Source organism: Pseudomonas sp. Bout1, from assembly GCF_034314165.1.
In the GTDB taxonomy this organism is placed as follows: Bacteria; Pseudomonadota; Gammaproteobacteria; order Pseudomonadales; family Pseudomonadaceae; genus Aquipseudomonas.
This window is the reverse complement of record NZ_JAVIWK010000001.1, coordinates 742,024-756,583: the sequence shown is the minus strand read 5'-3', so window position 1 is coordinate 756,583 and position 14,560 is coordinate 742,024. Positions and strand designations below refer to the sequence as shown.

Annotated in this window: 15 protein-coding genes; 8 read left to right on the top strand and 7 right to left on the bottom strand. The window is 62.0% G+C overall.

Features of this window, described 5'->3' with window-relative positions; translation table 11 throughout:
* Positions 1-38 precede the first annotated feature (38 nt).
* Positions 39-1,127, bottom strand: a complete 1,089-nt coding sequence (locus RGV33_RS03315) for a calcium:proton antiporter (RefSeq protein ID WP_322143101.1) — start codon at positions 1,125-1,127, stop codon at positions 39-41.
* A gap of 194 nt (positions 1,128-1,321) precedes the next feature.
* On the opposite strand from RGV33_RS03315, the gene RGV33_RS03310 reads away from it, so the two are divergent.
* On the top strand, positions 1,322-2,275 hold the full coding sequence (locus RGV33_RS03310; protein ID WP_088424684.1) for an adenosine deaminase: 954 nt from the start codon (positions 1,322-1,324) through the stop codon (positions 2,273-2,275).
* Here the strand turns inward: RGV33_RS03310 and RGV33_RS03305 are convergent.
* Both RGV33_RS03305 and RGV33_RS03300 read right to left on the bottom strand, forming a co-directional pair.
* Positions 2,272-2,961, bottom strand: coding sequence for a helix-turn-helix transcriptional regulator (locus RGV33_RS03305; protein ID WP_322143100.1), 690 nt, complete (start codon positions 2,959-2,961; stop codon positions 2,272-2,274). The two genes, RGV33_RS03310 and RGV33_RS03305, sit on opposite strands and share 4 nt — an antisense overlap.
* Before the next feature lie 138 nt (positions 2,962-3,099).
* A complete protein-coding gene (locus tag RGV33_RS03300) occupies positions 3,100-4,029 on the bottom strand; it encodes a LysR family transcriptional regulator (protein WP_322143099.1) in 930 nt (309 codons plus the stop codon).
* 117 nt (positions 4,030-4,146) lie between these two features.
* On the opposite strand from RGV33_RS03300, the gene RGV33_RS03295 reads away from it, so the two are divergent.
* The 3 genes from RGV33_RS03295 (at position 4,147) to RGV33_RS03285 (ending at position 5,808) form a co-directional block, all read left to right on the top strand.
* Positions 4,147-4,440 carry a putative quinol monooxygenase gene (locus RGV33_RS03295; RefSeq protein ID WP_322143098.1) on the top strand — a complete coding sequence of 98 codons (294 nt, stop codon included), beginning with the start codon at positions 4,147-4,149 and terminating at the stop codon, positions 4,438-4,440.
* Between the two features lie 26 nt (positions 4,441-4,466).
* Positions 4,467-5,480 carry a zinc-binding alcohol dehydrogenase family protein gene (locus RGV33_RS03290; RefSeq protein ID WP_322143097.1) on the top strand — a complete coding sequence of 338 codons (1,014 nt, stop codon included), beginning with the start codon at positions 4,467-4,469 and terminating at the stop codon, positions 5,478-5,480.
* 148 nt (positions 5,481-5,628) lie between these two features.
* Complete coding sequence (locus RGV33_RS03285; RefSeq protein ID WP_003211153.1) at positions 5,629-5,808, top strand: hypothetical protein; 180 nt, start codon at positions 5,629-5,631, stop codon at positions 5,806-5,808.
* A gap of 6 nt (positions 5,809-5,814) precedes the next feature.
* Here the strand turns inward: RGV33_RS03285 and RGV33_RS03280 are convergent, their stop codons facing one another.
* On the bottom strand, positions 5,815-7,008 hold the full coding sequence (locus RGV33_RS03280; RefSeq protein WP_322143096.1) for a multidrug effflux MFS transporter: 1,194 nt from the start codon (positions 7,006-7,008) through the stop codon (positions 5,815-5,817).
* An 87-nt stretch (positions 7,009-7,095) separates the two neighbouring features.
* Positions 7,096-7,296 (bottom strand): heavy-metal-associated domain-containing protein, encoded by a 201-nt coding sequence (locus RGV33_RS03275; protein ID WP_322143095.1) that lies wholly within the window; start codon positions 7,294-7,296, stop codon positions 7,096-7,098.
* Between the two features lie 147 nt (positions 7,297-7,443).
* Between RGV33_RS03275 and RGV33_RS03270 the strand changes: the two genes are divergently transcribed.
* The 3 genes from RGV33_RS03270 to cueR all read left to right on the top strand — a co-directional run bounded on the left by RGV33_RS03270 (position 7,444) and on the right by cueR (position 10,621).
* Positions 7,444-7,824, top strand: coding sequence for a hypothetical protein (locus RGV33_RS03270; protein WP_322143094.1), 381 nt, complete (start codon positions 7,444-7,446; stop codon positions 7,822-7,824).
* A 197-nt stretch (positions 7,825-8,021) separates the two neighbouring features.
* The gene (locus tag RGV33_RS03265; RefSeq protein ID WP_322143093.1) at positions 8,022-10,223 is read left to right on the top strand and encodes a heavy metal translocating P-type ATPase; all 2,202 of its coding nucleotides are present in this window, start codon (positions 8,022-8,024) and stop codon (positions 10,221-10,223) included.
* Positions 10,220-10,621, top strand: coding sequence for a Cu(I)-responsive transcriptional regulator (gene cueR / locus RGV33_RS03260; RefSeq protein ID WP_076017943.1), 402 nt, complete (start codon positions 10,220-10,222; stop codon positions 10,619-10,621). Before RGV33_RS03265 ends, cueR begins: the two co-directional genes overlap by 4 nt.
* 143 nt (positions 10,622-10,764) lie before the next feature.
* Here cueR and RGV33_RS03255 read toward each other — a convergent pair whose 3' ends face one another.
* Together RGV33_RS03255 and RGV33_RS03250 are read right to left on the bottom strand one after the other, a co-directional pair.
* The gene (locus tag RGV33_RS03255; RefSeq protein ID WP_322143092.1) at positions 10,765-11,664 is read right to left on the bottom strand and encodes a PA4780 family RIO1-like protein kinase; all 900 of its coding nucleotides are present in this window, start codon (positions 11,662-11,664) and stop codon (positions 10,765-10,767) included.
* A gap of 151 nt (positions 11,665-11,815) precedes the next feature.
* On the bottom strand, positions 11,816-13,093 hold the full coding sequence (locus tag RGV33_RS03250; RefSeq protein WP_322143091.1) for an acetyl-CoA C-acetyltransferase: 1,278 nt from the start codon (positions 13,091-13,093) through the stop codon (positions 11,816-11,818).
* Between the two features lie 113 nt (positions 13,094-13,206).
* Here RGV33_RS03250 and RGV33_RS03245 point away from each other — a divergent pair, with 113 nt between their 5' ends.
* Positions 13,207-14,559, top strand: a complete 1,353-nt coding sequence (locus tag RGV33_RS03245) for a 3-oxoacyl-ACP reductase (RefSeq protein WP_322143090.1) — start codon at positions 13,207-13,209, stop codon at positions 14,557-14,559.
* Position 14,560 lies beyond the last annotated feature (1 nt).

Below are 14,560 nucleotides of genomic sequence, written 5' to 3'. Positions count from 1 at the left end.
CAGCTCCCACATTTGATCAGCGGTGTACCCAAAATTGGTTACAGTCCAAGCAGCGACAACATGATAAACGTCGCAAACAACACAAAATGGGTCATTCCTTCGATGGCGTTGGTTTCGCCATCGTTGAGGTTGATCGCGCTGACAATCAACGTGATAAACACCATCACGGTTTGCACCGGCGTCATCGCCATCTGAAACGGTTGGCCGGTGTACAAGGCCATGGCCTCCATCACCGGCACCGTCAGAATCACCGTCGACAGCGACGCACCCAGCGCAATGTTCACCACTGACTGCATGCGGTTGGCCAGCGCCGCGCGCAACGCGGTCAAAATCTCCGGGGCGGCGGAAATCGCGGCCACGATGATCGCGGTGATTACCGGCGGAGCGCCGGTGCCTTCCAGGCCGAGGTCGAGGGTCTTGGACATCACCTCGGCCAACGCGCCAATCACAACCACACCAAACACCAGGGTGGCGATGGAGAACGCCAGGTTGATCGGCGGCGATTCTTCTTCTGGCTGTTTCTTGCGACGTTTTTCCGGGTAGCTATAGCTGAAGAAATAACTGTGGGGCCCAACCTGCATCCGCAGGAACAGGGTGTAGAGCACCACCATCGCGCCGATGGTGAAGGCCGAGTAAATTTTCCAGTCGGCTTCGGGGATAAATTCCGGCACCACCATCGACACACCCATGGCGGTAAGGATCATCACGCTGTAGGTCCTTGCCGAATCATCGTTGTAGGACTGCTCGCCATGCTTGATCCCGCCCATCAGCGCAGCCAGGCCGAGGATGCCGTTGATGTCGAGCATTACCGCAGAGTAAATGGTGTCGCGCACCAGGGTCGGTGACGGCTCGTTACTCATCATGATCGCCAGAATCACCACCTCCACCAGCACCGCGGCGAGGGTCAGGATCATGGTGCCGTAGGGGTCGCCGACCTTTTCCGCCAATTGCTCGGCATGGTGCGCCACGCGCATCGAGGCCACGACGATAAAGCCGATCAGCGCAATGCCGCCCAGCAGCGCCACCATCTGCCCGCTGTGCAGCATCCAGTGCTCCAGCGGGTAGGCGGCGATGGCGGCAATCAGCGCCAACAGCATGAATTTTTCTTGCTTGATAGAGGTGAGCATTGCAGGCCTTTTATACGCGGCAAATCAGTCATTGATGGGGTACAGACTGCACCGCGCAGCTAACGTTTCGTTACACCTTAGTTCACGTACCGCTTGCACGACGCCTGCGGATACTCACCGCTTGGTCAGGTTTTGCCGATTATTTCGGCGTGCGCCTGTAGAATGCCGCCATTGCACCTGATGAGAATTTATAAATGTACGATTGGCTCAACGCCCTGCCCAAGGCTGAATTGCACCTGCACCTGGAAGGCTCGCTGGAGCCTGAACTGCTGTTCGCCCTGGCCGAACGCAACAAAATCGCGCTGCCCTGGAACGACGTCGAAACCCTGCGCAAGGCTTACGCCTTCAACAACCTGCAAGAGTTTCTCGACCTCTACTACAAGGGCGCCGATGTACTGCGCACCTCACAGGACTTCTACGACCTGACCTGGGCCTACCTGCTGCGCTGCAAGGCGCAGAACGTGATCCACACCGAACCGTTCTTCGACCCGCAAACCCACACCGACCGTGGCGTGCCGTTCGAAGTAGTGCTCAATGGCATCGCTGCCGCCTTGAAAGACGGCGAGCAGCAACTGGGCATCACCAGCGGTTTGATCCTGAGCTTCCTGCGCCACCTGAGCCAGGAGGAAGCCGAGAAAACCCTCGACCAGGCGCTGCCGTTCCGTGACGCGTTTGTTGCCGTGGGGCTGGACAGTTCGGAGATGGGCCACCCGCCGAGCAAGTTCCAGCGCGTGTTCGATCGTGCCCGTCATGAAGGCTTCCTGACCGTCGCCCACGCCGGCGAAGAAGGCCCACCGGAGTACATCTGGGAAGCCATCGACCTGCTGAAGATCCAGCGTATCGACCATGGCGTGCGTGCCATTGAAGACGAACGCCTGATGCAACGGATCATCGACGAGCAGATCCCACTGACAGTGTGCCCGCTGTCCAACACCAAGCTGTGCGTGTTCGACGACATGTCCCAGCACAACATCCTCGACATGCTTGAGCGTGGCGTTAAGGTGACGGTGAACTCGGATGACCCGGCGTACTTCGGCGGCTATGTCACCGAGAACTTCCATGCGCTGTACACCTCCCTGGGCATGACCCAGGACCAGGCCAAACGCCTGGCGCAAAACAGCCTGGACGCACGGTTGGTCAAGCCTTAATCACCGGTTGCAGCAAGCCGGGCAATTTCCAGTTGCCCGGTTTCACTGACCTGCAACGCCTGGGACTCATTGATCACACTGACCCAGCTCGACTGCATGCACAGCTGCAACAGCGCGGCCCCCAATGCACCGCCCAGGTGCGGCTGCTGTTCGCTCCAGTCAAAACAATCGCACACGATCGGCCGAGCCAGTGCCTGAGTGAAGATCCCCAGCCCTGCGAATTTGCGCGCACCAAAGGGCGTCACTTCCGTGCGTTGCTCCGGGCGCTCCAACCACCCGGCCGCCATCATCCGTTGATATAACCCCGCCGCCAGTTCGCCACCTAAATGCCCATGACAAAGCCTGGCCCGCCGTAATGCGGCAGGCGCAATCAATGACTGGGAATGGGTAGGCGTGCTGCGGGCGACGCTGGCCATGGTGGTGCAGGCCAGGGCATCCACGGCGGCCGCTACGTCGGCGGCGGCCACCCGAAAGAAGCGTTTGCCGCTACGGGCTTCGACGCGCAGCAGGCCACCGGCCGTCAATCGCGTCAGATGAGCATTCGCCGAGGCCGCTGACAACCCGGCAAGTGCTGCCAGTTCATTGGAAGGTTTGGCCGAGCCGTCCATCAACGCCCACACCATCGCGGTACGTTTCGGGTCGGCCAGCAAGGTGGCGATCTGGCTGATACAAGGTGCCTGTTCCATGTGCTCATTCACTCCCTGTTGAATCATTCGTCTGCTGCGGTTGGCGCAAAAGTATAAGCGTGAAAACGCCCGGTTCCGTGCCGTCTTACAGCGCAACCAAGGACAGGGGCTGAAGGAAATTTCCCGATATTCCCGGGGTTATGGTGTAGAGGTTGATCGCTCCGGCAACTGCGCAGTCAATGTCGCACAACGGGCGACGAGCATTTCCCGCAGCAGATTGATCGGTTTGCTCAACTGCGCGCGATGAGCGCACAACAGGTTGAGCGGCGTACGCTCGCCCCGCAGCTCCGGCAGGATCAGGCGCAGGCGGCCCGCCAGCACATCGGAGCTGACATCCAGCCAGGACTTGTAGGCAATACCCACCCCGGCCACCGCCCAGCGTCGCACCACATCGGCGTCGTCACTGAAGCGGTCGCCGGTCACTGTCAGGCTGACGTCACGTTTGCCGTCGTTGAAGCCCCAATGGTCGTGCACCCGGCTGCCGAGCATGTACAGCAGGCAATTGTGCTGGGTCAGTTGCTCCAGATGACGAGGTTCGCCATGCCGCGCGAGGTAGCTGGGAGCGGCGCAGAGCACGCGGTAGTTGTCCGGGGCGATGGGCAGCGCGATCAGGCTGGAGTCTTCGGGTTCGCCATAGCGCAGGGCGATGTCCACCGGCTGGCGGAACAGGTCGGCAATCCGGTCGCCCAACAGCAGGCGCACGCTCAGGCCGGGGTAGTCACGCTGAAACTCATCCAGCCAGGGCAGCAACTGGTTGCGGCCAAAGTCCGACGGTGCCGACAGTTGCAACACCCCGCTGACCTGATCCTGGCCACTGGCCAATAACCGCCGGCCTTCATCCAGGCTGCTCAAGGCGGCCCGCGCGTACTCCAGGAAGCCTTCACCCTCGGCCGTCAGGCGCAGGCTGCGGGTGGAGCGCGCCAACAGCCGCGCGCCCAGTTGCTGCTCGATGCGCTTCAACGCCGCGCTGGCCACCGCCGCCGACATGTCCATGACCCGCGCCGCCGCCGATAGGCTGCCCAGGTCTGCCGCACGCACAAACAACTGCAAGTCATCAAAGCGCAGCACGCTGACCGCCTATTATCAAAAAAATATTGAAAGAGACTGCTCTTTTAGCGGGTTTTATCTTGCAGAGAAATAGCCAATCATCTGTCCATCCCGTTCATCACGTGTCTGGAGTCGAATATGTCCGCTGCCTTTAACGTCATCGCCACGCTGATCGCCAAGCCCGGCCAACAAGCCACGCTGGAAACCCTGCTGCGCGAGCTGCTGGAACCGACTCGCGTCGAAGCCGGCTGCCAGCAGTACGATCTGCACCAGGACCTGCAACACCCCGAGACCTTCTACATGCTCGAACGCTGGAGTGACGACGATGCCCTGGCCGACCACGACCAGAGCGCCCACATCCAGAATTTCCGCGCCAAGGCTGCCGACGTGATCGAGCATTTCGACCTCAAGCGCCTGAAGTTTCTTGCCTGACCCCTGAACCCTTTTTGGAAACCATCATGAAAGCCATCGCCTACTACGCTGCATTGCCCATCAACGATCCAAAATCCCTGCAAGACATCGAACTGCCAGAACCGGTCGCCGGGCCCCGCGACCTGCTGGTGGAAGTCAAAGCCATCTCGGTGAACCCGGTCGACACCAAGGTGCGCCAGAACGTCGCCCCGGAAAACGGTGCAGCCAAAGTGCTGGGCTGGGACGTGGCCGGTGTGGTCAAGGCCGTGGGCAGCGAAGTCAGCCTGTTCAAGGTCGGCGACAAGGTATTTTACGCCGGCTCCCTGGTACGCCCCGGTGGCAACAGCGAACTGCACACCGTGGATGAGCGCATCGTCGGCCATATGCCAAAAACCCTGGGCTTCGCCGACGCTGCAGCACTGCCACTGACCGCCATCACCGCCTGGGAATTGCTGTTCGAACGCCTGCAAGTGCGCGAAGGCAAGACCGATGAAGGCCAGAGCCTGCTGATCGTCGGTGCGTCCGGCGGTGTGGGATCGATCCTGACCCAACTGGCGAAACAGCTCACCGGCCTGAAAGTCATCGGCACCGCCTCCCGCCCTGAAACCCAAGCGTGGGCCAAGGACCTGGGCGCCGACCTGGTGATCGACCACAGCAAACCGTTGAGCGATGAGTTGAAAAACGCCGGCCATCCGCAGGTGAGCTATGTCGCCAGCCTGACCCAGACCGACCAGCACCTGGACCAACTGGTGGAAGCACTGATTCCCCAGGGCAAACTGGCGCTGATCGATGACCCCAAGACGCTGGACGTGAGCAAACTCAAGCGCAAGAGCCTGTCGCTGCACTGGGAGTTCATGTACACCCGCTCGATGTTCGAAACCAGCGACATGATCGAACAGCACAACCTGCTCAATCGCGTGGCCGAACTGATCGATGCCGGCACCCTGAAAACCACAGTGGGCGAGCACTTTGGCGTGATCAACGCCGCCAACCTGCGCCGTGCCCACGAGCTGCTGGAGAGCGGCAAGGCCAAGGGCAAGATCGTGCTGGAAGGGTTCTAACCAGGGGTTCTGTCAGTGTTGTCTGTTATTCGTGTAAGTAACGGACGACACCGCTAGTCAGAGACTTGATCCTTGTCATATTTGTAAGCGTATTCGGGTTTATATTGGCCGCCTTTGCCACGCAATCTTTTACGTGAGGAGGTCAGCAATGAAGATCCTGATAAAAGCGCTAGCAAGATCCGAAGGCAACAAATGGCAGGTGCGTCTGGACCAAAATGCCTTTACCTTCCGCAGTGAGGCCGAAGCCCGCGCGTTTGCCGACACCCTGCAAACCCGCATCCAGGCGCCGCACCGCTTCCCCGAAAGCCAGCAGCGTTCTGCTGGCTGACCCTGATCAGTCCGCCGCTTGCAGTGCCCGTTGGCGCTGCTGGCGCCGGGTCAGCGTCGCGACCGTCACCGCCAGCACGCCACACAAGCTGATGACCATTGCCATCGGCATCGCCGTGCCATCATGCAACACGCCGACCAACGACGCCGCGCCCGCCGCAATCCCAAACTGTATGCAACCGAGCAACGCCGACGCACTGCCCGCCCGTGCACCCTGCCCACTCATGGCGCAGGCCGACGTGTTGGGCAAAATGCAGCCCAGGCTGGCGATGCAGATAAACAGCGGCACCAGCAACGGCCACAAAGCGTCAGTGCGCAGCGCAGTAATGGCCAGCAACGCCAGGCCCGCCGCCAGGTAGACCCACACCGTGCGCGACAACAAAAACGCCGGGCCGCGGGAGGCCAGCAGGCGTGCATTAACCTGTGCCACCAGGATAAAGCCGGCGGCGTTGGAGCCAAACACCCAGCCATAGTGCTCGGCAGGCACGCCGTATAGCTTGATAAACACGAACGGCGAGCCCGCGATGTAGGCAAACATGCCGGCAATCGAGATGCCGCCGGTCAGGGCATAGCCCAGGTAAACCCGGTCCGACAACAACCGGCCGTACTGGCGCAGTGCACCCGACAGTGGCTGACGCGGTTGATGGGCGGGGAAACTTTCCGGCAGGCCAACCGCCACCGCGATGGCCGCCATCACACTAAAGGCCGTCAGTGCCAGGAATATCGACTGCCAACCCCATATGCCAACCATCACCCCGCCCGCCAGCGGCGCAAGGATCGGCGCCAGCCCGGTGACCAGCATCAGTTGCGAAAACACCTTGGCCGAGCCCACCGCGTCGCACTTATCGCTGACCACCGCCCGGGAGATCACCATGCCCGCGCAACCGCCCAGGGCCTGGACGAAACGTGCGCCGATCAGCCACTCCAGCGAAGGCGCGTACGCGCAGGCGAAGGAAGCGAGGGTAAACAGGGTGACGCCGCTGAGCAGCGGCCCGCGTCGCCCGAAACGGTCGGCTAACGGGCCATAGATCAACTGGCCGATTGCAAGGCCCGTAAAGTACACGGCCAAGGTCAGCTGAATATGTTTTTCGTCGGTGCCGAATGCCACGGCCATGGCTGGGAAACCCGGCAGGTAGAAATCGATGGCCAACGGCGCGAACGCGCTCAAGGCCCCTAAAATAAGAATTATACGAAGGTTCATCAGGCACCCAGGAGAGTCGGCAGCCCGACAGTTTAGCCGGGCATGGGTGCCTTGAACATTAAGTTAGCTCGCTAACTATTCAAACACTCAGGCGAGCTTGACGCTGTAGCCTTCTTCACTGATCAAGTTGATCACCTGCGCCGGCGACAGCAGGCTGCTTTCCACGCCGACTTCCTTGGCCGCGAGGTCGACGCGCACGCTGGCCGCCGGGTCCATGGCCTGCACCGCCTGGGTCACTGCGCGAACGCAGTGGCCACAGGTCATTCCTTCAACGCTGAATACTTGCATGACATGACTCCTTTGATGAGGTTGCCCGCAGTTTTGACCTTGCCACGATGGCAAGGTCAAGTTCTGAAAACATCGGCCGGGCTGGCATTCATTCGCGGCCTCGGCCAAGCTGCAGCTATCCACGATGTGAACCTCGGAGAATTCGCCATGCGCTGGTCGTTTTTTGGCATTGTCAGCCTGATGGGCTTGTTTGCTGCTGTGCCACCGGCCAGCGCGGACCAAGATTACGCGGTGCTGATCATTTCCCGGGAGCGCCTCGAAGTACCGACCAACTGCGAGATCGGCCTGTACATCCAGGACCAGTTGGCCGGGCGGCTGTTCCAGGAGCAGGCCACCTCGTTTAATTTGCCGGCGGGGAATGTGTCATTGCGCCTGAAGTTATTGCCGGGCCAGTCCCAAGGCTGCTTGCCGGGCATGCTCGCGCCACCGGCGCAAAACATCACCTTGAAGGCCGGTGACGTGCGCAAGTTGCGCATCGCGCAAGGGCCGGACGGGATGTACCTGAAGCCGGCAGCACTGGAGTACTAAGCCCCGAAAACCTGTAGGAGCGAGCTTGCTCGCGAAAAACGTCAACGATAACGCGTTCATCCTGAATAAACGCGGCGCCCTCAAGCTTTTCGCGAGCAAGAACTAGGCGTCCCCCTCGCTCCTACAGTAAAAAGCGCCTTGACCTTCCCCACAGGTCAAGGTTGATCCTAGGGGCAATCTCTCCTGGAGTACTGCCCATGAACGGATCCACCACCTTCGACCTGCCGATCGGCGGCATGACCTGCGCCAGCTGCGCCGGGCGGGTTGAACGGGCACTGGGCAAAGTGCCCGGGGTGCAAAGCGTCAGCGTCAACCTGGCCAACGAACGCGCCCACATTGAAGTGCTCGGCCAAATGGACCCCAGCGTCCTGATCGCCGCCGTCGACAAGGCCGGCTACACCGCCACCCTGCCCCAAAGCGAAACCGCTACCCAAGCCAGCCAGGAACAACGCCTGAGCCATGAACGCTGGGCGCTTTTGCTGGCGATTCTTCTCGCCGCTCCGTTGGTGCTGCCAATGCTGGTGCAACCGTTCGGCCTGCACTGGATGCTGCCGGCCTGGGTTCAGTTTGCGCTGGCCACCCCTGTGCAATTCATCTTCGGTGCACGCTTCTATATCGCCGCCTGGAAAGCCGTGCGCGCCGGGGCCGGGAATATGGACCTGCTGGTAGCCATCGGCACCAGCGCCGGTTACGGCCTGAGTATCTATGAATGGCTTACCGCATCCGCCGGCACCCTGCCGCATCTGTACTTCGAAGCCTCGGCCGTGGTGATCGCCCTGGTGCTGCTGGGCAAATACCTGGAAAGCCGCGCCAAGCGCCAGACCGCCAGCGCCATCCGCGCCCTGGAAGCCTTGCGCCCGGAGCGGGCGATTCAAGTGATCGATGGCCGCGAGCAAGACGTTGCCATCACCGCCCTCAAGCTCAATGACCTGGTGCTGGTCAAACCCGGCGAACGCTTCCCGGTGGACGGTGAAGTGGTGGAGGGCCAAAGCCACGCCGACGAAGCGCTGATCAGCGGTGAAAGCCTGCCGGTGCCCAAACAGCCTGGCGACGCGGTCACCGGCGGCGCCATCAACGGCGAAGGCCGGCTGCTGGTACGCACCCTGGCCCTCGGCGCGGAAAGCGTATTGGCGCGGATCATCCGCCTGGTGGAAGACGCCCAGGCCGCCAAGGCCCCGATCCAGAAACTGGTGGATAAAGTCAGCCAGGTGTTCGTGCCGGTGGTGCTGGTGTTGGCCTTGGCCACGCTGGTGGGCTGGTGGTTGTATGGCGCACCGCTGGAAGTCGCGCTGATCAACGCCGTCACCGTATTGGTGATCGCCTGCCCTTGCGCCCTTGGCCTGGCCACACCCACCGCCATCATGGCCGGCACCGGCGTCGCCGCCCGCCACGGGATTTTGATCAAGGATGCCGAAGCCCTGGAACGCGCCCATGAAGTCAGCGCCGTGGTGTTCGACAAGACCGGCACCCTGACCTCCGGCGCGCCGAAAATCGCACACCTGGCGGCTGTCGATGGCAACGAAGCGGCCCTGCTGCAACAGGCCGGTGCGTTGCAACGCGGCAGTGAACACCCGCTGGCCAAGGCGGTGCTGGATGCCTGCGCCGAGCAAGGCCTGAACGTGGCCGACGTCAGCGCCAGCCAGTCCCTGACCGGGCGTGGCATAGCGGGCACGCTCGACGGTCGGCAACTGGCTTTGGGTAACCGCCGCCTGCTGGAAGAAACCGGCTTGAGCACCGGCGACCTCGCCAACTCGGCCAGCGCCTGGGAAGCCGAAGGCCGCACCTTGTCCTGGCTGATCGAACAAGCCCCGCAACCCCGGGTGCTGGGTTTGTTTGCCTTCGGTGACACACTCAAACCGGGCGCCCTGCAAGCGATACAACAACTTAAGGCCAGGCATATCAGCAGCCACCTGCTGACCGGCGATAACCGTGGCAGTGCCCGCGTGGTAGCCGAAGCCCTGGGGATCGACGACGTGCACGCCGAGGTGCTGCCCGCCGACAAGGCCGCCACCGTCGCCGAGCTGAAAAAGACCGGCGTGGTGGCGATGGTCGGCGACGGCATCAACGACGCACCGGCCCTGGCGGCAGCCGACATTGGCATCGCCATGGGCGGCGGCACCGACGTGGCGATGCACGCGGCCGGCATCACCCTGATGCGCGGCGACCCACGCCTGGTGCCCGCAGCCCTGGAAATCAGCCGCAAGACCTACGCTAAAATTCGACAGAACCTGTTCTGGGCCTTTGTGTATAACTTGATCGGGATTCCGCTGGCCGCGTTCGGTCTGCTTAATCCCGTGATGGCCGGCGCAGCCATGGCCCTGTCCAGCGTCAGCGTGGTAAGTAATGCGCTGCTGTTGAAAACCTGGAAGCCCAAGGACCTGGAGGACAAGCGTCCATGAACATCGGCCAAGCAGCACGCCAAAGCGGCCTGAGCGCCAAGATGATTCGTTATTACGAGTCCATCGGCTTGTTGAAAGCGGCTCATCGTACCGACAGCGGCTACCGTATTTATGGCGCCGACGACTTGCACACACTGGCGTTTATCAAGCGTTCGCGGGACTTGGGGTTTTCCCTTGAGGAAGTCGGCAAACTGCTGACCCTCTGGCAGGACCGGGGACGCGCGAGTGCCGACGTCAAGGCGCTGGCCCGCCAGCATATCGATGAGCTGAACCAGAAGATCCGCGAGCTGGGGCAATTGCGCGATACGTTGCAGGACCTGGTGGAACACTGCCAGGGTGACCATCGGCCAGACTGCCCGATTCTCAAGGAGTTGGCCTCGGGCAGTTGTTGCGCCTGACCAGACTTTACTGACTGCACAAAACAAATGTGGGAGCTGGCTTGCCTGCGATGCAGGCACCTCGGTCTGTGAGCCAAACCGAGGTGATGCTATCGCTGGCAAGCCAGCTCCCACATGGACCGGGATCCTTTCCGGTTATTGGATCACTGCATCCAGGGCGGCGGTGGAGGTTCTTCCGATGCCTTGCTCGCAGGTGCATCGTCTGCCGCACGAATCGCCTGGCGACGCTCTTCATCAAGCCGCGCCGCTTCGATTTCGCGGATAACACCGCCCACGTCAGCCAACTCTTCCGGCTCGTCGAACTCGCCAGTCAAGACGCTGGCCGGGTGCAGAGTGCCGGCTTCGTAAAGCGCCCACATCTCCTTGGCGTACTTGGTCTTCTTCAATTCCGGGGCAAAACGCCCGAAATAGGAAGCCATGTTGCCCACATCCCGTTCCAGCATGGTGAACGCGTGGTTGTTGCCCGCGGCATCCACCGCCTGGGGCAGGTCGATGATCACCGGGCCCGTCGGCGTCAGCAGCACGTTGAACTCGGAAAGGTCACCGTGCACCAGGCCGGTACACAACATCAGCACGATCTGGGTAATCAGGAAGGCGTGGTATTCGCGGGCCTGGTCCGGGTCCAGCGTCACGTCGTTGAGACGTGGCGCAGCATCACCGTATTCATCCGCCACCAGTTCCATCAGCAGCACGCCTTCAAGGAAGTCGTACGGCTTGGGCACGCGAACGCCCGCACCGGCCAGGCGAAACAGCGCCGCTACCTCGGCGTTCTGCCAGGCGTCTTCGGTTTCTTTCTTGCCGAACTTGGAGCCCTTGGCCATGGCCCGGGCCTGGCGGCTGTTGCGGACCTTGCGGCCTTCCTGGTATTCGGACGCCTGACGAAAACTTCGTTTATTCGCCTCCTTGTAGACCTTGGCGCAACGTAACTCGTTGCCGCAGCGCACCACGTAAACAGCTGCTTCTTTACCACTCATGAGTGGGCGCAGCACCTCGTCGACCAGACCGTCCTCGATCAGGGGTTCAATGCGTTTAGGAGTCTTCATCAGCTTTTATTGTGGGTCCTTTATTACCAAACACGCGTATGGCACTCGTTATACGGCAATCCTCTCGCCGCGGGGAGAGGGTACCGACCTTTGACCGCTTAAGAATGCATCCAATATGCCAAATTGACCGGCGGCCCGATCATAGCCGAGATCAGCGCTCAATAATCGCGGTGACGCCCTGGCCCCCGGCGGCGCAGATCGAGATCAGGCCCCGGCCCTTGCCCGCCGCATCCAGCAGCTTGGCCAGGTTGGCGACGATACGCCCTCCAGTGGCGGCAAACGGATGGCCGGCCGCCAATGAGCTGCCCTTGACGTTCAGCCGGCTGCGGTCGATGGAGCCCAGCGGCGCGTCCAGCCCCAGGCGGGTCTTGCAGTATTGCGGGTCTTCCCAGGCCTTCAGCGTGCACAACACTTGGGCGGCGAAGGCTTCGTGAATCTCGTAGTAATCGAAGTCCTGCAGCGTCAGGCCATTCCGGGCCAGCAAGCGCGGCACGGCGTACACCGGCGCCATCAACAGACCTTCGGCACCGTTGACGAAATCCACCGCGGCCGCCTCGCCATCGCGCAGGTACGCAAGAATCGGCAAACCGCGCTCTTTGGCCCAGGCTTCACTGCCCAGCAGCACCAAAGAGGCGCCATCGGTCAGCGGCGTCGAATTGCCGGCGGTGAGGGTGCCCTTTTCGCTGCGCTCAAAGGCGGGCTTGAGGCTGGCGAGCTTTTCCAGGGTCAGGTCGGGGCGCAGGTTGTTGTCGCGGGTCAGGCCAAGGAAGGGTGTGAGCAAATCGTTATGCCAGCCTTCGGCGTAGGACGCGGCCATTTTCTGGTGGCTTTCCAGCGCCAGTTGATCCTGCTCGGCGCGGGGGATCTGCCAAGTCTGGGCCATCAATTCGCAATGCTGGCCCATGGACAAACCGGTGCGCGGTTCGCCGTTGCGTGGCAGTTCCGGCTTGAGGTGACGGGGACGAAGTTGTAACAAGACTTTTAATTTATCCGCCATGGATTTACTGCGATTGGCTTGCAGGAGGATTTTGCGCAGCCCTTCATTCACCCCGATGGGCGCGTCGGACGTGGTGTCGACGCCACCGGCAATCGCGCATTCGATCTGCCCCAAGGCAATTTTGTTCGCCACCAGCAACGCCGCTTCCAACCCCGTGCCGCAGGCCTGCTGAATGTCGTAGGCCGGGGTTTGCGGCGACAGGCGCGAGCCCAGCACGCACTCGCGGGTCAGGTTGAAGTCCCGGGAGTGCTTGAGCACCGCCCCGGCGGCCACCTCGCCCATGCGCAGGCCGTGCAGGTTGTAGCGTTCGATCAGGCCTTCCAGGGCGGCGGTCAACATCGCCTGGTTACTCGCCGTGGCGTAAGGGCCATTGGAGCGGGCGAAGGGGATGCGGTTACCGCCAATGATCGCTACACGGCGCAATTGAGTCATGGAAAGCTCCCTGAAGGTTGTGGGTGAGTCTGTGAGACTAGCCTAGGCTCAATCGAACGACTTTCACCTAACGATGGTCCACCGTTTGAACCCCAGCACTCGGAGAGCGTTCCATGTCTGACCGTTATATCGACTTCGCCAACTCCAGCCTCGGCCATCGCCTGGTCGCCGCCATTGGCCTGCCGTCACCGGTACGCCTGGAACGCTGGCAGGCCGGGCGCCTGCGTCCCGTGGAGGGCGCGCTGCTGATCGGCGGCGGCCCGCTGGCGACCAATATTCTGGCGTTCGCCAACAGGCTGACCGACGCTATCTATAGCTACGGTACCGAACCGTCGACGGCCACGCCCTGGATTCCCGGCCACGGGCCCAAGCTCAAGGCCGTGGTGTTCGATGCCAGCCAACTGCAGCACACCGATCAACTCAAGCAGCTGCGGGAATTCTTTCAGCCGCTGCTGAAAAATCTCGATCACAGCGCGCACCTGGTGATCCTTGGCCGCGCCCCGGAAAGCCTCAGCGACCCGTTTGCCGCCAGCGCCCAGCGTGCCCTTGAAGGCTTCAGCCGGTCGTTGGCAAAAGAACTGCGCAGCGGCGGCGTCCTGCAATTGCTGTATGTGGGCGAAGGTGCCGACGACCAGCTGGAAGGTGCGTTGCGCTTCTTCCTCTCGCCAAAAAGCGCGTACATCTCAGGGCAGGTGATTCGCCTGAACGCCTGTGCCACCCACGTCGAGGATTGGACCCGCCCTCTCGCCGGGCGCAAGGCGCTGGTGACCGGTGCCGCTCGCGGTATCGGCGCCTCGATCGCAGAAACCCTGGCCCGTGATGGTGCCGAGGTGATTCTGTTGGACGTCCCACCCGCCAAGGCCGACCTCGATGCCCTGGCTGCACGCTTGGGCGCTCGCAGCATCGCCCTGGATATCTGCGCCGAGGACGCCGCAGCCCAGTTGATCGAACACCTGCCGGACGGCATCGACATCGTCGTGCACAACGCCGGCATCACCCGCGACAAGACCCTGGCCAACATGACACCGGAATACTGGGACGCGGTATTGGCCGTCAACCTCAACGCGCCGCAAGTGCTGACCAAGGCCCTGCTGGACAGCGGCAACCTGCACGACAATGGCCGCGTGGTGTTGCTGGCGTCCATCAGCGGCATCGCGGGCAACCGCGGGCAAACCAATTACGCCGCGAGCAAGGCCGGGTTGATCGGCCTGGCGCAGGCCTGGGCACCGTTGCTGGGGGAACGCGGGATCAGCATCAATGCGGTGGCCCCAGGCTTTATCGAAACCCAGATGACCGCGCATATTCCGTTCGCCTTGCGTGAGGCCGGCCGCCGCATGAGTTCGCTGGGCCAGGGTGGCCTGCCCCAGGACGTCGCCGAAGCGGTGGCATGGCTCGGCCAGCCGGGCTCGGGCGCCGTCAGCGGCCAAGCGTTACGGGTGTGTGGGCAAAGTCTATTGGGAGCGTAAG